Annotated in this window: 16 protein-coding genes; 13 read left to right on the top strand and 3 right to left on the bottom strand. The window is 58.9% G+C overall.

All coding sequences use genetic code 11. The features are described from left to right. Positions 1–10 precede the first annotated feature (10 nt). The gene (gene accA / locus ACMGGW_RS17965; protein WP_019455765.1) at positions 11–970 is read left to right on the top strand and encodes an acetyl-CoA carboxylase carboxyl transferase subunit alpha; all 960 of its coding nucleotides are present in this window, start codon (positions 11–13) and stop codon (positions 968–970) included. A gap of 111 nt (positions 971–1,081) precedes the next feature. After that, positions 1,082–3,223, top strand: a complete 2,142-nt coding sequence (locus tag ACMGGW_RS17960; RefSeq protein ID WP_197832450.1) for a lysine decarboxylase LdcC — start codon at positions 1,082–1,084, stop codon at positions 3,221–3,223. Between the two features lie 4 nt (positions 3,224–3,227). On the opposite strand, the gene ACMGGW_RS17955 is transcribed toward ACMGGW_RS17960, so the two are convergent. After that, positions 3,228–3,773: a MarR family winged helix-turn-helix transcriptional regulator gene (locus ACMGGW_RS17955; RefSeq protein ID WP_025304025.1), complete on the bottom strand. Its 546-nt coding sequence runs from the start codon at positions 3,771–3,773 to the stop codon at positions 3,228–3,230. A 147-nt stretch (positions 3,774–3,920) separates the two neighbouring features. On the opposite strand from ACMGGW_RS17955, the gene ACMGGW_RS17950 reads away from it, so the two are divergent. From ACMGGW_RS17950 to ACMGGW_RS17915, 8 genes are all read left to right on the top strand, one after another. Beyond that, a complete protein-coding gene (locus tag ACMGGW_RS17950; protein ID WP_025304024.1) occupies positions 3,921–4,154 on the top strand; it encodes a glutaredoxin domain-containing protein in 234 nt (77 codons plus the stop codon). Positions 4,155–4,264: 110 nt separating this feature from the next. Further along, complete coding sequence (locus ACMGGW_RS17945; protein WP_025304023.1) at positions 4,265–4,654, top strand: VOC family protein; 390 nt, start codon at positions 4,265–4,267, stop codon at positions 4,652–4,654. Positions 4,655–4,743: 89 nt separating this feature from the next. Next, on the top strand, positions 4,744–6,300 hold the full coding sequence (gene cadC / locus ACMGGW_RS17940; protein WP_127146775.1) for a lysine decarboxylation/transport transcriptional activator CadC: 1,557 nt from the start codon (positions 4,744–4,746) through the stop codon (positions 6,298–6,300). Between the two features lie 369 nt (positions 6,301–6,669). After that, complete coding sequence (cadB, locus tag ACMGGW_RS17935) at positions 6,670–8,013, top strand: cadaverine/lysine antiporter (RefSeq protein ID WP_025304021.1); 1,344 nt, start codon at positions 6,670–6,672, stop codon at positions 8,011–8,013. A 95-nt stretch (positions 8,014–8,108) separates the two neighbouring features. Beyond that, positions 8,109–10,247, top strand: coding sequence for a lysine decarboxylase CadA (gene cadA / locus ACMGGW_RS17930; protein ID WP_043139919.1), 2,139 nt, complete (start codon positions 8,109–8,111; stop codon positions 10,245–10,247). Positions 10,248–10,315: 68 nt separating this feature from the next. Then, complete coding sequence (gene dtpD / locus ACMGGW_RS17925) at positions 10,316–11,761, top strand: dipeptide permease DtpD (protein WP_147823297.1); 1,446 nt, start codon at positions 10,316–10,318, stop codon at positions 11,759–11,761. Positions 11,762–11,817: 56 nt separating this feature from the next. After that, positions 11,818–13,149: a tRNA lysidine(34) synthetase TilS gene (gene tilS, locus ACMGGW_RS17920; RefSeq protein ID WP_197832449.1), complete on the top strand. Its 1,332-nt coding sequence runs from the start codon at positions 11,818–11,820 to the stop codon at positions 13,147–13,149. Further along, a complete protein-coding gene (locus ACMGGW_RS17915; RefSeq protein WP_197832448.1) occupies positions 13,149–13,463 on the top strand; it encodes a c-type cytochrome in 315 nt (104 codons plus the stop codon). Before tilS ends, ACMGGW_RS17915 begins: the two co-directional genes overlap by 1 nt. Before the next feature lie 50 nt (positions 13,464–13,513). Here the strand turns inward: ACMGGW_RS17915 and rof are convergent, their stop codons facing one another. After that, complete coding sequence (rof, locus tag ACMGGW_RS17910; RefSeq protein WP_004931991.1) at positions 13,514–13,777, bottom strand: Rho-binding antiterminator; 264 nt, start codon at positions 13,775–13,777, stop codon at positions 13,514–13,516. After that, on the bottom strand, positions 13,764–13,964 hold the full coding sequence (locus tag ACMGGW_RS17905) for a YaeP family protein (RefSeq protein WP_004931993.1): 201 nt from the start codon (positions 13,962–13,964) through the stop codon (positions 13,764–13,766). The genes rof and ACMGGW_RS17905 overlap by 14 nt, the downstream gene beginning before the upstream one ends. Before the next feature lie 213 nt (positions 13,965–14,177). On the opposite strand from ACMGGW_RS17905, the gene ACMGGW_RS17900 reads away from it, so the two are divergent. From ACMGGW_RS17900 to nlpE, 3 genes are read left to right on the top strand one after another with little or no spacing between them, the layout of a single operon-like run. Next, on the top strand, positions 14,178–14,726 hold the full coding sequence (locus tag ACMGGW_RS17900) for a YaeQ family protein (RefSeq protein WP_025304016.1): 549 nt from the start codon (positions 14,178–14,180) through the stop codon (positions 14,724–14,726). Between the two features lie 3 nt (positions 14,727–14,729). Then, the gene (gene arfB, locus ACMGGW_RS17895; protein WP_004931997.1) at positions 14,730–15,143 is read left to right on the top strand and encodes an alternative ribosome rescue aminoacyl-tRNA hydrolase ArfB; all 414 of its coding nucleotides are present in this window, start codon (positions 14,730–14,732) and stop codon (positions 15,141–15,143) included. A 29-nt stretch (positions 15,144–15,172) separates the two neighbouring features. Further along, the gene (nlpE, locus tag ACMGGW_RS17890; RefSeq protein ID WP_016929868.1) at positions 15,173–15,856 is read left to right on the top strand and encodes an envelope stress response activation lipoprotein NlpE; all 684 of its coding nucleotides are present in this window, start codon (positions 15,173–15,175) and stop codon (positions 15,854–15,856) included. Positions 15,857–15,899 lie beyond the last annotated feature (43 nt).

The raw sequence follows: 15,899 nt of genomic DNA, 5'->3' as shown, positions 1-15,899 counted from the left end.
TAGGAATGCTATGAGTCTGAATTTTCTTGATTTTGAACAGCCGATTGCAGAGCTGGAAGCGAAAATTGACTCGCTGACTGCAGTCAGCCGTCAAGACGAAAAATTAGATATTAATCTGGACGAAGAGGTTCAGCGCCTGCGTGAAAAGAGCGTTGAGCTGACGCGCAAGATTTTTGCCGATCTTGGGGCTTGGCAGATTGCCCAATTGGCACGCCACCCGCGCCGTCCTTATACCCTGGATTATATCAAACACATCTTTACCGACTTCGAAGAGTTGGCGGGCGATCGCGCTTACGCTGACGACAAAGCGATCGTCGGTGGCATTGCGCGCCTGGATGGCCGCCCGGTGATGATCATCGGGCACCAGAAAGGCCGTGAAACCAAAGAGAAGATCCGCCGCAACTTCGGCATGCCGGCGCCGGAAGGTTACCGTAAGGCGCTGCGCCTGATGGAAATGGCCGCACGCTTCAAGATGCCGCTCATCACCTTTATCGATACTCCGGGCGCTTATCCGGGCGTGGGTGCGGAAGAACGCGGCCAGTCAGAAGCCATCGCGCGCAACCTGCGTGAGATGTCGCGTCTGAACATCCCGGTCATCTGCACCGTCATCGGCGAAGGTGGCTCCGGCGGCGCGCTGGCGATCGGCGTGGGCGATAAGGTGAACATGCTGCAGTACAGCACCTACTCGGTGATTTCGCCGGAAGGCTGTGCCTCCATCCTGTGGAAGAGTGCCGACAAGGCGCCGCTGGCCGCAGAAGCGATGGGCATTACCGCACCGCGTCTGAAAGAGTTGAAGCTGATCGATTCGGTGATCCCGGAGCCGCTGGGTTCCGCGCACCGCGACGTGCCGGCGATGGCTGCCGCGCTGAAAGCGCAGCTGCTGGCCGATCTGAAAGATCTGGATGGTCTGAACGACGAAGAGTTGCTCAACCGTCGCTACCAGCGTCTGATGAACTACGGCTACTGCTGAGTTCTGTTCTTCGCTGCAAGAAACCGCCTCCGGGCGGTTTTTTTTTGGCTACACACCGCCGGATTTTCGTGGTGTTATAGAGACTTGGCCGTTAACTGACAGGAGCTGCCGATGAATATCATCGCCATCATGGGCCCGACGGGCGTCTACTACAAAGATGAGCCGATCCGCGAGCTCCACGCGGCGCTGGCCACCATGGGATTCCAACTGGTGTACCCCAAAAACAGCGGTGACCTGCTGAAGCTGATCGAAGCCAATGCCCGCATCTGTGGGGTGATCTTCGACTGGGACGACTACAGCCTGGAGCTGTGCAGCGAGATCAACGAGCTGAACGAATACCTACCGCTGTACGCCTTTATCAATACCCACTCCACCTTCGACGTCAGCCTGCATGAAATGCGCATGGTGCTCTATTTCTTCGAGTATGGCCTGAATGCGGCGGACGATATCGCGCAGCGCATCCAGCAGTACACCGCAGAATATATTGATACCATTACGCCGCCGCTGACCAAGGCGCTGTTCAACTACGTGCGCGAAGGGAAGTACACCTTCTGCACGCCGGGCCACATGGCCGGTACCGCGTTCCAAAAAAGCCCGGTGGGCTGCCTGTTCTATGACTTTTTCGGCGCCAATACCCTGAAGGCCGACATTTCGATTTCGGTCACCGAGCTCGGCTCGCTGTTGGATCACACCGGGCCGCACCTCGAGGCCGAAGAGTATATTGCGCGTACTTTCAACGCCGAGCAGAGCTATCTGGTTACCAACGGCACCTCCACCGCCAACAAGATCGTCGGCATGTATTCGGCGCCGGCGGGCAGCACGGTGCTGATCGACCGCAACTGCCACAAATCGCTGTGCCACTTGCTGATGATGAGCGATATCGTTCCGATCTATCTGCGCCCGCTGCGCAACGCCTACGGCATCCTTGGCGGCATTCCGCAGCGTGAGTTCACCCGCGCCAGCATCGCTGCTCGGGTGCAGGAGACCCCGAACGCCACCTGGCCGGTGCATGCGGTGATCACCAATTCCACCTATGATGGCCTGCTGTATAACACCGACTACATCAAGCAGACGCTGGCAGTGCCGTCGATCCACTTCGACTCCGCCTGGGTGCCTTACACCAACTTCCATCCGATTTACGACGGCAAGAGCGGCATGAGCGGCGATCGGGTGCCCGGAAAGGTCATCTACGAAACCCAGTCTACACATAAACTGCTGGCGGCCTTCTCTCAGGCCTCGATGATTCATATCAAGGGCGACTACGACGAGAGCACCTTCAATGAAGCCTACATGATGCACACCACCACCTCGCCGCACTATGGCATTGTGGCATCGATGGAGACCGCCGCCGCCATGCTGCGCGGCAACCCGGGGCGCCGCTTGATCAATCGATCGGTGGAGCGCGCGCTGCATTTTCGCCGTGAAGTGCAGCGGCTGCGCGAGGAGAGCGACAGTTGGTTCTTTGACATTTGGCAGCCGGAGGAGATCGATGAGGCGCAGTGTTGGCCATTGGATCCTGACGATAACTGGCACGGCTTCGGCCAGACCGATCGCGATCACATGTACCTCGATCCGATCAAGGTGACGATCCTGACGCCGGGCATGAACGAGCTGGGTGCGCTGGAGGAAGAGGGGATCCCGGCGGCGCTGGTGGCGAAGTATCTCGACGAGCGCGGCATCGTGGTGGAGAAGACCGGGCCGTACAACCTGCTGTTCCTGTTCAGCATCGGCATCGACAAAACCAAGGCGATGAGCCTGTTGCGCGGCCTGACTGATTTCAAGCGCGCCTACGATCTCAACCTGCGGATGAAGAACATGCTGCCGGATCTGTACGCCGAGGATCCGGATTTTTATCGCCATATGCGTATCCAGGATCTGGCCGCCGGCATTCATCGGCTGATCCGCCAACACGATCTGCCGCGCCTGATGCAGCGGGCGTTCGACGTGCTGCCTGAAATGAAGCTGACGCCGCACCAGATGTTCCAGGAGCAGGTGCGCGGCAATGTGGAAACCTGCGAGCTGGATCAGTTGGTGGGCAAGGTGGCGGCCAATATGATCCTGCCTTATCCGCCGGGCGTGCCGCTGGTGATGCCGGGAGAAATGATCACCGAAGAGAGCCGGGCGGTGCTCGATTTCCTGCTGATGCTGTGCTCTATCGGTGAGCGCTATCCCGGTTTTGAAACCGACATCCACGGCGCCAAACTGACGGAGGACGGGCGCTATCTGGTGAAGGTGTTGAAAGCGCCAGCATAATCGTTTAGGCGAATTCTCGGCAGATCAGGTTCACGCTGTCGAGCGGCAGCGGTTCCTGTGTCAGGCCGCAAAACGGTTGGCCATTGCGCTGCTGGTGATAGCGGCAGCGGTGGCATTCGCCGAACAGCGCCGCATTTTCCTGCCGCTGCAGTTGGCGCAGCAGCTGGGTTAACAGCGCCTGCAACTGTTCGCCGTCCTGCTGCATGGCGTCTTGCGCCTGCTGCAGATAGGCAGGAGGAAACAGAGTCTCCATTAAACTTCGCGATTTTTCTGTCAGCCGCAGCCGCACGCTGCGGCGATCCTTTGCGTCCGCCGTGCGGGCGATCATGCCGTTCAGCTCCAGCTTTTTCAGCGATTGGGACACCGTTCCCTTGGTCAGGCCAAGGTATTCCGCCACGGCCATCGGCGTGTTGGAGTAATGATTACAGCGTGCCAGATAGTAGAGCGCGCTCAGCTGCACCGGCGGCAGGCTTTCCAATTCTTCGTGGCTGCGCAGCCAGCTGCGTTGCAGGCTATTCAGGCGTTCAAGCAGATCAAACAGTTTTAGCATCGTATCCTCATCAGGCTGCGTAAATAGTATCGATTAAAAACTATATTGACAAGTCATTGGTGCTGGCATACTGTTCACATTGTTTCGATTCGAAACAATATGGGTAAGTAAACGTGCCCGAAACCGTCAATACCAAGGAGAATGAGGATGACTAAGGCCGTGTTTTATCATGCCGGCTGCCCGGTATGCGTGAGTGCCGAACAGCAGCTGTTGGGACTGTTGAGCGATAACGTGCAGGTGGAAGTGGTGCACCTGGGGGAACGCCCAACGCGCGTGGCGGAAGCTGAGCGCCTCGGCGTGCAGAGTGTACCGGCGCTGGTGGTCGATGGGCAGGTGCTGCACATCAACTTCGGCGCGGCGTTGGCGGATCTGAAGGCCTGAGACGCCGTGTGCTGAATCATGCCCCGCGGCAATCCGCGGGGTTTTTGCCGTTGACGTCATCGCCGCCGCCGGATACCGTGCCCCATCAGAATGAACAGGAGAGGGTTTCTATGCTGGGATTACGTCAGGTGCATCACATTGCGATCATTGGCGCGAACTACGCTGCCAGTAAGCATTTCTATTGCGATATTCTCGGTTTTACCCTGCTGAGTGAAGTTTACCGCGAGGAGCGCGACTCCTGGAAAGCGGATCTCGCGCTCAACGGACAATACACTATCGAACTGTTTTCTTTCCCTTCGCCGCCGGCCCGCGTCAGCCGCCCGGAGGCCTGCGGCCTGCGCCATCTGGCGTTCAGCGTTGACGACATCGATCGGGCCATCGCCCATCTGCAGGCGGCCGGCGTTGCCTGCGAACCGGTGCGCGTCGATCCCTACACCCAATCCCGCTTTACCTTTTTCAGCGATCCTGATGGTTTACCGTTAGAATTATACGAGAGTTAACGGCTTAATCGCCTCCCGGCGGCCACAGCCGGGGGCGGTTATGCTATGATCGCGCCCTTGCCCTACATGCCTACAGAGTTATTTCCGCCATGCAAGAGCCTGCTTTTCGCGTCGGGGAGTGGCTGGTTACCCCTGCCGACAACACCATCAGCCGAGACGGCCGCCAGAAAACGCTGGAACCGCGCCTGATCGACATGCTGTGCTATTTCGCCCGGCACCCCGATGTGGTGCTGAGCCGCGACGAGCTGATCGACAACGTCTGGAAGCGCAATATCGTCACCAACCACGTGGTGACCCAATGTATTTCAGAGCTGCGCAAATACCTGAAAGACGGCGACAGCGACAGCCCGGAATACATTATCACCGTGCCCAAGCGTGGGTATAAGCTGGCGACGTCGGTGATATGGTGTGAAGAGGGAGAGACGCAACCCGCTCCCGCACAGGCGCCGCAGATCGCGGTGATCATGCATGAGCCGGAAGACGGCAGCGATGACGACGACGAGACGCCGTACGTGCCGCCGAGCCGGCCCCGAGCGCCGGTCGCCGCGCCTGACGAAAAGCAGCCGCGCTTTTATCTCCGCTCGACGTTCTGGGTGTGGCTGGCGTTTCTGGCGGCGCTCAGCGTCTGCGTGGCGTTTGTCGGCATCGCCACGCTGTCGCAGCGCGTGCCGGTTTCGACCATGCCGGTGCTGCTCAATCCGCGCGATATCGATATCCGCATTCAGGGCGGCGAGAGCTGCAGCAACTGGATGCCGCAGCTTTCCTATGTGGTGGGCGTCAGCGAGCTGATCACCGATTCGCTCAACACCTACTCGACCTTCCTGGTGCACGACCAAACCAATTACAACTATTCCGGCCCCAGCAACTCGGGCAAGTCGCTGTATATCGAGTTCGTCAATCAGCGCCACTACCGCGCCCAGCAGTGTTTCCTGTCCGTGCGGCTGGTGGATAACGCCGACAGCTCAATCATGTTGGACAAGCGTTACTTTATTACCGCCGATAACCAGCTGAAGATCCAAAGCGATTTCCTCGCCAGCCTGTCCACGGCGCTGAAGCAGCCCTGGCCGCCTCAGTTGGAGCAGCGTCTGGCGCAGCTGCTGCCCGACAACGGGCCGCTGCTGCAGCGCTTCTACCAGGCACATCAATTGTTGATCCACGGTGATGCCGATTCGTTGACTCGCGCCAGCGCTCAGCTGAGCGAGCTGATTAAAAGCGCGCCGAATTTCCACTACCTGCTGGCGGAAAAGGCGCTGGTGGATGTGCTACGCAATTCTTACCAACCGTTCGACAGCCAGGCCCTGGCACAATTGCGCGCCGATATCAGCCATCTGACGACGATCCCCGAATTGAAAAACACGCCGATCATGCAGCAAGTTCTGGCGGTCGATGCGTTGGCGCAGGGGCGGATTGACGAGGCGCACCGGGCGATCGATCTGGGGATTGAGTTGCAAATGTCGTGGCTGAATTATGTGTTGCTGGGCAAAGTGTATGAAATGCAGGGGCAGAATCATTTGGCGGCGGATTCTTATATTACCGCGTTCAATTTGCGCCCCGGTGAGGATACCTTGCATTGGATCACCAATGGCGTATTCCAGACGTCATTGACCAACGTGGTGCCTTATTTAAATAACTACCAGCACCAATAATTAACCGATACTACGCCGCCATTATTCTCCGGGAATGCTGTCGGCGTTATTTATTGGTGAAGACATGTTGCGCCATTGTGTTATTTTGCTGCGTAATATTGTTCCTTTTCTGTCGTTTGTTATTCATTATTAACCTGGGCATCATTCTGTTTTTAAACGATGTTTATCTTTTCTTTAGCAAACCTTTTTATCTTGATGTGTTAATCAAAAACCTCAGGTTATCATTTGTATGATCATGAGCGTAATCTCACTTTATCTTTAGGACTTTATTCCCCCCGATGGTTAGCATCCTGACTATCAAGCCGGCTCATTAAAATTTTTTATTTATGGGTGTGGCTTATAAGAAACGTAAATCAGGAGAAACTGACCATGGCTTCACCCAAGAAAATAGGGCTTATTGCCTGCACCGGCGTCGTCGCCGGTAATATGATGGGGAGCGGGATTGCCTTATTGCCCGCCAACCTGGCGAGTCTCGGATCCATCGCCATTTGGGGGTGGGTGATCTCGATTATCGGGGCGATGTCGCTGGCCTATGTGTATGCCCGTCTCGCCACCAAAAACCCGCAGCAGGGCGGCCCTATCGCCTACGCCGGTGAAATTTCCCCGGCCTTCGGTTTCCAGACCGGCGTGCTTTATTACCATGCCAACTGGATCGGTAACCTGGCCATCGGCATTACCGCCGTTTCTTATCTCTCCACCTTCTTCCCGGCGCTGAACAACCCGATACCTGCCGGTATTGCCTGTATCGCCATCGTGTGGGTCTTCACCTTCGTCAACATGCTGGGCGGAACCTGGGTCAGCCGTTTGACTACCCTGGGCCTGGTATTGGTGTTGATCCCGGTGATCGTGACCGCCACCCTCGGCTGGCACTGGTTTGACGCCGCCACCTACCAGGCTAACTGGAATACCTCCGGCACCACCGACAGCCATGCGGTCATCAAAAGTATTCTGCTGTGCCTGTGGGCGTTCATCGGCGTGGAATCCGCAGCGGTCAGCACCGGCATGGTGAAAAACCCGAAACGTACCGTGCCGCTGGCGACCATGCTCGGCACCGGCCTGGCGGGCATCATCTACATCGCCGCCACCCAGGTGATCAGCGGCATGTTCCCGGCGTCTGAAATGGCCGCCAGCGGCGCGCCGTTCGCCATCAGCGCCTCGGCGATTATGGGCAACTGGGCGGCACCGATGGTTTCCGCGTTCACCGCCTTTGCCTGCCTGACCTCGCTCGGGTCATGGATGATGCTGGTCGGCCAGGCCGGGGTGCGCGCCGCCAATGACGGCAACTTCCCGAAAGTGTACGGCGAGCTGGATAAAAACGGCATTCCGAAAAAAGGCCTGCTGCTGGCCGGCTGCAAAATGACCGCGCTGATGGTGCTGATCACCCTGATGAGCTCCGCCGGCGGCAAGGCTTCCGACCTGTTCGGCGAGCTGACCGGCATCGCGGTGCTGCTGACCATGCTGCCTTACTTCTATTCCTGCGTAGATCTGATCCGCTTCGAAGGGGTCAACGTGCGCAACCTGCTGAGCCTGATCGCTTCGGTGTGCGGCTGCGGCTTCTGCTTCATCGCGCTGATGGGCGCCAACTCATTCGAACTGTCCGGCACCTTTATCATCAGCCTGATTATCCTGATGTTCTACGCCCGGAAAATGAATACCCGCCAGGCTGCCAATGCCGCGGCGGTCGATGAAAACACCACGGCCAAAGCGCACTGATTCGCGTCCGCTGACCGACTGAATTTACCCAGCCCCTTTCTTTCCGACCTGTCAGCCGCGACGGGAAGGGGCTTGCTTTGCCAGGAGAAATGCATATGAACGTTATCGCCATCATGAATCACATGGGTGTCTACTTCAAAGAAGAGCCTATCCGTGAACTGCATCAGGCGCTGGAAAGTCTGGATTTCCGCATCGTTTACCCTAACGATCGCGAAGACCTGCTGAAACTGATCGAGAACAACGCCCGCCTGTGCGGGGTGATCTTCGACTGGGACAAATACAACCTGGAGCTGTGCGAAGAGATCAGTCAGCTGAACGAATACATGCCGCTGTACGCGTTCGCCAACACCTATTCCACGCTGGACGTCAGCCTGAACGATCTGCGCATGCAGGTGCGCTTCTTCGAGTATGCGCTTGGCGCGGCAACCGACATCGCCGCCAAGATCAAACAGAATACCGACGAATATATCGACACCATCCTGCCGCCGTTGACCAAGGCGCTGTTTAAATACGTGCGCGAAGGCAAATACACTTTCTGTACGCCGGGCCACATGGGCGGCACCGCGTTCCAGAAGAGCCCGGTGGGCAGCCTGTTCTACGATTTCTTCGGCCCGAACACCATGAAGTCGGATATTTCGATTTCGGTGTCCGAACTGGGGTCGCTGCTGGATCACTCCGGCCCGCACAAAGAGGCGGAGGAGTACATTTCCCGCGTGTTCAACGCCGAACGCAGCTACATGGTCACCAACGGCACCTCCACCGCCAACAAGATCGTCGGCATGTATTCGGCACCGGCGGGCAGCACGGTGCTGATTGACCGTAACTGCCACAAGTCGCTGACTCACCTGATGATGATGAGCGACATCACGCCGATCTACTTCCGCCCGACCCGCAACGCCTACGGCATCCTCGGCGGCATTCCGCAGAGCGAGTTCCAGCGCGCCACCATCGCCAAGCGCGTGAAGGAGACCCCGAACGCCACCTGGCCGGTGCACGCGGTGATCACCAACTCCACCTATGACGGGCTGCTGTACAACACCGACTTTATCAAGAACACCCTGGACGTGAAGTCGATCCACTTCGATTCCGCCTGGGTGCCTTACACCAACTTCCACCCGATCTATAAAGGCAAGTGCGGCATGAGCGGCGGCCGCGTGGAGGGCAAGGTGATCTACGAAACCCAGTCCACCCACAAACTGCTGGCGGCTTTCTCGCAGGCTTCGATGATTCATGTGAAGGGCGATATCAACGAAGAGACCTTCAACGAAGCCTACATGATGCACACCACCACCTCGCCGCACTACGGCATCGTGGCGTCGACCGAAACCGCCGCGGCGATGATGAAAGGCAACGCCGGCAAGCGCCTGATCAACGGTTCTATCGAACGCGCGATCAAGTTCCGCAAAGAGATTAAACGCCTGAAAGTCGAGTCCGACGGCTGGTTCTTCGACGTCTGGCAGCCGGAGCATATCGATGAACCGGAATGCTGGCCGCTGCGCTCCGACAGCGCCTGGCACGGTTTCAAGAACATCGACAACGAACACATGTATCTGGACCCGATCAAGGTCACCATTCTGACGCCGGGGATGAGCAAGGAAGGCGAGATGCAGCCGTTCGGTATCCCGGCCAGCATCGTGGCGAAATACCTCGACGAGCGCGGCATCATCGTCGAGAAAACCGGGCCGTACAACCTGCTGTTCCTGTTCAGCATCGGCATCGACAAAACCAAGGCGCTCAGCCTGCTGCGCGCGATGACCGACTTCAAACGCTCGTTCGATCTGAACCTGCGGGTGAAAAACATGCTGCCTTCGCTGTATCACGAAGCGCCTGATTTCTATGAAAACATGCGCATTCAGGATCTGGCGCAGAACATTCACCGCCTGGTGGAGCAGCACAACCTGCCGGACCTGATGTACCGCGCGTTCGAAGTGCTGCCAACCATGGTGATGAATCCGTACCAGGCGTTCCAGAAAGAGCTGCACGGCGAAGTGGAAGAGGTTTATCTGGAAGAGATGGTCGGTAAGGTCAACGCCAATATGATCCTCCCATACCCACCGGGCGTGCCGCTGGTGATGCCGGGCGAGATGCTGACCGAAGAGAGCCGGCCGGTGCTGGAGTTCCTGCAGATGCTGTGCGAAATCGGCGCGCATTATCCGGGCTTTGAAACCGACATTCACGGCGCCTATCGTCAGGCGGACGGACGTTATCGGGTGAAAGTGCTGAAGGCGAAATAACCGCAGCCAATAAGAGGGGAGGCGCTCGCGCTTCCCCTTTGCCGTTCACCGACTGATGGGAGACCTCCATGAAAACACCCTCACAGCCGCGCGCAATCTACTATGTCGTAGCGATACAAATTTGGGAATATTTCAGCTTTTACGGCATGCGTGCGTTATTGATCCTCTATCTGACCCACCAACTCGGCTATACCGACAGCCACGCCATCGATCTCTACAGCGCTTACGCTTCGTTAGTTTACGTCACTCCTATTCTTGGCGGCTGGCTCGCCGACCGCCTGCTGGGCAACCGCGTCGCGGTGATCGCCGGCGCGGCCCTGATGACCCTGGGGCATATCGTGCTTGGCCTGAGCGCGGTCTCCGCCCAGTCGCTCTATCTGGCGCTGGCCATCATCATCTGCGGCTACGGCCTGTTCAAATCCAATATCAGCTGCCTGCTGGGCGAGCTGTATCCGGCGCAGGACTCGCGCCGCGAAGGGGGCTTCTCGCTGCTGTACGCCGCCGGCAACGTCGGATCTATTCTGGCGCCGATCGCCTGCGGGTTGGCGGCCGAACGCTATGGTTGGCACGTCGGCTTTGCGTTGGCCGGGATCGGCATGTTCGCCGGTCTGGTGATTTTTCTGCTGGGCGGACGCCATTTCCGCCACACGCGCGGCGTGAATGCACCGCTGATGCGCGCCAGGAGTCTGGGCTTGCCGCACTGGGGATGGCTGCTGGCGGCGCTGCTGGCGTCGCCGCTGTTCTTCACGCTGCTGTTTGAACGTGGCTGGGCCGGCTATTTGCTCGGGTTGGTGTGCGTGGCGGCGGTGGTGCTGGTGGCGCGCATTATGCTGCGCGCGGACACCGGCCAGCGCCGGGGGCTGTGGCAGATCGTTGTGCTGATGCTGCTAGGCACGCTGTTCTGGGCCTTTGCCCAGCAGGGCGGCAGCTCCATCAGCCTGTTTATCGATCATTTCGTTGACCGGCGCTGGTTCGGCTGGACGGTGCCGACCGCCTTGTTCCAGTCGGTTAACGCCTGTGCGGTGATGCTGGGCGGCGTGGCGCTGGCCTGGCTGGCGAGTGGCGATGGCGATCGCACGCTGCGCATCTGGTGTAAGTTCGCCTTCGGTTTGCTGTTGATCGGCGTCGGCTTTACGCTGATGGCGCTTAATACCCGGCTGCACGGGCCGGGATCGATGGGGCTGATGATCGCCGGTCTGGCGGTGATGGGCTTTGCCGAACTGTTTATCGATCCGGTGGCGATGGCGCAGATCACCCGGCTGAATATCCCCGGCGCCACCGGCGTGTTGACCGGTATCTATATGCTGGCGACCGGTTCGATCGCCAACTACCTGGCGGGCATCATCGCCAATCAGACCGCCGAAGACCACATCGAAGGGGCGGCGATGCAGGCGTATGGCCGCATTTTCGCCCAGATCGGCTGGGGAGCGGCCGGATGTGCGCTGGCGGTGATCGCGGTGCTGGGCGGCTGGTGGCTGCTGACGCGACGCCAGGCCCGGACGGTTAATGCTTGATTGATGGCGGTAGGCGGGGTTAACGTGCAGCTATGTAGAAGTGACAAAGCCTACCGATGGATACTGATCAATTAACGACGCAGGTGGCGGACCAGCTGGGCGCGCAGCAGCGGCTGCTGGTGGCGTTCAGCGGCGGCCTGGATTCCAGCGTGCTGCTGCATCTGCTGGCGGCGTTGCGCCGCCAACGTCCGGCGCTGCAGCTGCGTGCGCTGCACGTGCATCATGGCCTGAGCGCCTTTGCCGACCGTTGGGTTGAGCATTGCCGCAGCCGGTGTGCCGACTGGCAGATCCCGTTGACGGTGACGCATGTGCAGGTGGACGCCCGCCAGGGCGGCATCGAAGCGGCGGCGCGTGCGGCGCGCTATGCCGCCTTCAGCGCCGCCCTCACGGAGGGCGAAGCGCTGCTCACCGCGCAACACCTCGACGATCAAAGCGAAACCTTCCTGCTGGCGCTCAAGCGCGGCAGCGGGCCGGCGGGGCTGTCGGCGATGGCGGCGCGCGCGACGCTGGGCGAGCACCTGCTGTTGCGGCCGCTGTTGGGCTGTTCGCGTCAGACGCTGGAAAGCTACGCGCAACGCCACGCCTTAACCTGGATAGATGACGACAGCAATCAGGAAACGCGCTTCGATCGCAATTTCCTGCGGTTGCAGGTGTTGCCGCAGCTCAACCAGCGCTGGCCGCACTTCGCCTCGGCGGTAGCGCGCAGCGCCGGCCTGTGCGCCGAGCAGGAGCAACTGCTGGACGAACTGTTGGCAGAACCGCTGCAAAGCCTGTTGGCGGCGGATCGCTCATTGGCGATTGACGGCCTGACCGACTGTTCGCCGGTGCGGCGCTTCGCCTTGCTGCGGCGCTGGATCGCATTGTTTAACGTCACCATGCCGGCGCGTGAGCAGCTTCAGCGCCTGTGGGAAGAGGTGGCGCTCAGCCGGGAGGATGCCGAACCGCAGCTGCAGCTCGGCGCCTATCAGATTCGCCGTTTCCGCGGCCGATTGCACCTGTTGCCGCCGCTGGCGGCGCTGCGCGATGTGCATCTGCCCTGGCAGCCTGACCAGCCGCTGACGTTGCCGGACGGGCTGGGGCAGTTGGTTGCCGGTGAGGGCGATCTGGCGCTGCGCGCACCGCAGCCATCGCAGCAGATTAGCATTCGTTTCGGCGGCGTGCAGGGCGCGGTGCGCATCGTGGGGCGCGTCCATTCGCGGCCGATAAAAAAACTGTGGCAGGAGCTGGGTATTCCTCCCTGGCAGCGTGAACGCATCCCGTTGATTTATTATGATGAGCAGCTGATCGCCGCGCTGGGCGTATTCGTCTGTGAGGCGGGGCAGGTGCCGGAAGGCGAACGCCCGTGGCGGCTGCGCTGGGAAAAAAATCATAATCGTGAGGAGCAATGATGAAGTTTGTGGAAATCGCGCTGTTGGCTGCCGGCCTGTTCAGCCTGCCGGCGTTGGCGGCGGGAGATGCGGCGGCCGGTCAGGCCAAAGCCGCCGCCTGTGCGGCCTGCCACGGCGCGAAGGGCAAGGTGACGGTGCCGATGTACCCGAATCTGGCCGGGCAGAACGCCATGTACCTGCAGCACGCGTTGCAGGCGTATAAGAAAGGGGAACGCAACGGCGGCCAGGCCGAGGTGATGAAGGCCTACGTGTCGGGGCTGTCGGATGACGATATCGCCGATCTGGCGGCCTATTACGCCAGCCTGAAGCCCTAAATGACGAGGGCAGCCGTTGGGCTGCCCTGTTGGGATGGGGTTACCGCTGCTCAGTCCGACAGGCTGACGACCACGGTACCGATTTCCGGATGACTGAAACTGCTGATATGGTCCAGACGCAGGTCGCGCTGCTGGCCGTTCTGTTCGATGGTCAGATACTCAACGCGTTTCTTTTGCAGCAGGTCGATCGCCTTGGCCTCGATCACTTCTCCGTCGCGTAACTCCAGCTTCAGAATAAGTTTATGCTGACAGGCGAGTTCCAGGTTGTCGTAGTCATCGCAATTGATGGGTTGGTACTCATCATTCATCAACATAGTCGCTCACCAATAAGTTAGCGGCGGCAAAGGCCGCCTGTTCCCTAACGGAGGACGGTAGCGCATCGTTCGCTGCGACATCGTCCAATGCCTTTAACGCACAAGCCAGCGCATCAGGCACGTAGCCAAGATCTCCACTGCCAATCTCGGCGTAAGTACGGCGTACTAACTCACAGTATTGTTGCACAGTTTCCTCCCTTAAGAACCTCTGCATCATCAAGACTACTATCGCGATGAGGCGCAGGCTCTCGGAGTTTTATCCTATCCTAGACGACTATAGCACAGCTGTTATGGAGTTATCAGCACCCCGGCACGCCTTTCGCACTGCCGCAGCCTGGCCGCGCTGGCGGGGTTTGGCCCTGATCAAGTACACTGTCGCCGGATAATAACGAGGTCACCCATGGCGCTGAAAGCAACCATTTATAAAGCCGCGGTCAATATTGCTGATATGGATCGTCACTTCTACCACGACGCCACGCTGACGCTGGCGCAACACCCGTCCGAAAATGAGCAGCGCATGATGCTGCGCCTGTTGGCCTGGATCTGTCATGCCGACGAGCGGTTGGTGTTCACCAAAGGGCTGAGCGCCGACGACGAGCCGGAGATCTGGCAGCGCAACGACCACAACGGGCTGGAAATGTGGATCGAGATGGGATTACCCGACGAAAAACGCATCCGCAAGGCCTGCAACCAGTCGCCGCGCGTGGTGTTGTACGCTTACGGCGAGCGCGCTGCGCACGTGTGGTGGCAGGGAATGCAGGGTAAGGTGGCCGGCTACAAGAACCTGAGCGTGCGTTTCCTTGACGACGAGCAGTTGGCGCGCCTGACGGCATTGGCCAGCCGCACCATGACGCTGCAGGCAACGCTGCAGGAGGGAACTATTTGGCTGTCCGATGCTCAGAATAGTCTGGAAATCCAGTTTGCCGAGTGGCAGCAGGCACAGGTGTAACCGGTGCTGGAACTGTCAAGAAACGTAGCCATACCGGATAATGAACTGGAATTGACGGCGATCCGCGCGCAGGGCGCGGGCGGCCAGCACGTGAACAAAACCTCAACGGCGATCCATTTGCGCTTTGACATCCGGGCATCCAGCCTGCCAGAGTATTATAAGGAAAGGCTGCTGGCGCTGAATCATCATCTCATTACCGCTGATGGCGTAGTGATTATCAAGGCGCAAGAGTATCGCAGTCAGGAATTGAATCGCGAAGCGGCGTTGGCCAGGTTGGTCGCGCTGATTCAGCAGGCGATGGTGGTGGAAAAAACGCGCAAGGCGACCAAGCCGACGAAAGGGGCGAAACTGCGTCGCCTGGAAGGCAAGACGCGTAAAGGCGCCACCAAGGCGCTGCGTGGCAAGGTTCGCACTTAGGAATACATGAACACAGTAGGAGAATAACTGTGAAGAAAATTACGGTAGCCCTGTTCTTGGCGGCAGGCGCACTCTCGTTGTTGGGATGCAACAATCATTATCAGCCGAAGGAACAACCGCTGCAGGCGATGCCGCAGAGTTATCAAGGATTGTTGCCTTGCGCCGATTGCGGCGGGCTGGATACGGCGCTGTTCCTGGATGAGGACGGCACCTTTGTTCTGCAGGAAACCTATCGCGGCACCAAAGACGGCGATCAGACCTTTGCCGACTACGGCAAATGGGCGCGCACTGCGGATAAGCTGGTGCTGACCGACAGCACCGGTGAAAAACGTTACTTCCGTCCGGTGGGCAAGAGCCTGGAGATGCTGGATCGCAGCGGCGCGCCGATCGCCTCCAAGCTGAACTATCGCCTGGAGCCGATTGAAAAACCGTTGCCTAAAACGCCGATGGTGATGAAAGGCAGTTACACCTATATGGCGGATGCGGCAGTTTTCAAGGACTGCGCTACCGGCATCACGTTCCCGGTGGATAACAACATCGCGCTGGAGCAAGGTTACGCCAAAGCCAACAAAAATGCCGGCGAGCCGGTGTTCCTGACCTTCAATGCGCATTTCAGCGTGCAGCCATCGATGGAAGAAGGGCAGATAGAGAAGGCGGTGGTACCGGACGGCAAAATCGCGTTCGACCGCAGCAAAAACTGCAGCAGCAAGTAAGCGTTTTCGGATATAAAAAAACCCGCCTAGGCGGGTTTTTTAT

Origin of the sequence: Serratia sp. BNK-4 (assembly GCF_048685115.1) — a bacterium.
GTDB classification, from domain to species: Bacteria; Pseudomonadota; Gammaproteobacteria; order Enterobacterales; family Enterobacteriaceae; genus Serratia; species Serratia bockelmannii.
The sequence above is the reverse complement of the archived record's forward strand: the minus strand, read 5'-3'. Positions and strand labels throughout refer to the sequence as shown.

Bases quoted from the DNA above. Each gene is read 5' to 3' on its own strand.
- accA (WP_019455765.1), top strand. From the start codon at position 11: ATGAGTCTGAATTTTCTTGATTTTGAACAGCCGATTGCAGAGCTGGAA.
- ACMGGW_RS17960 (WP_197832450.1), top strand. From the start codon at position 1,082: ATGAATATCATCGCCATCATGGGCCCGACGGGCGTCTACTACAAAGAT.
- ACMGGW_RS17955 (WP_025304025.1), bottom strand. From the start codon at position 3,773: ATGCTAAAACTGTTTGATCTGCTTGAACGCCTGAATAGCCTGCAACGC.
- ACMGGW_RS17950 (WP_025304024.1), top strand. From the start codon at position 3,921: ATGACTAAGGCCGTGTTTTATCATGCCGGCTGCCCGGTATGCGTGAGT.
- ACMGGW_RS17945 (WP_025304023.1), top strand. From the start codon at position 4,265: ATGCTGGGATTACGTCAGGTGCATCACATTGCGATCATTGGCGCGAAC.
- cadC (WP_127146775.1), top strand. From the start codon at position 4,744: ATGCAAGAGCCTGCTTTTCGCGTCGGGGAGTGGCTGGTTACCCCTGCC.
- cadB (WP_025304021.1), top strand. From the start codon at position 6,670: ATGGCTTCACCCAAGAAAATAGGGCTTATTGCCTGCACCGGCGTCGTC.
- cadA (WP_043139919.1), top strand. From the start codon at position 8,109: ATGAACGTTATCGCCATCATGAATCACATGGGTGTCTACTTCAAAGAA.
- dtpD (WP_147823297.1), top strand. From the start codon at position 10,316: ATGAAAACACCCTCACAGCCGCGCGCAATCTACTATGTCGTAGCGATA.
- tilS (WP_197832449.1), top strand. From the start codon at position 11,818: ATGGATACTGATCAATTAACGACGCAGGTGGCGGACCAGCTGGGCGCG.
- ACMGGW_RS17915 (WP_197832448.1), top strand. From the start codon at position 13,149: ATGAAGTTTGTGGAAATCGCGCTGTTGGCTGCCGGCCTGTTCAGCCTG.
- rof (WP_004931991.1), bottom strand. From the start codon at position 13,777: ATGTTGATGAATGATGAGTACCAACCCATCAATTGCGATGACTACGAC.
- ACMGGW_RS17900 (WP_025304016.1), top strand. From the start codon at position 14,178: ATGGCGCTGAAAGCAACCATTTATAAAGCCGCGGTCAATATTGCTGAT.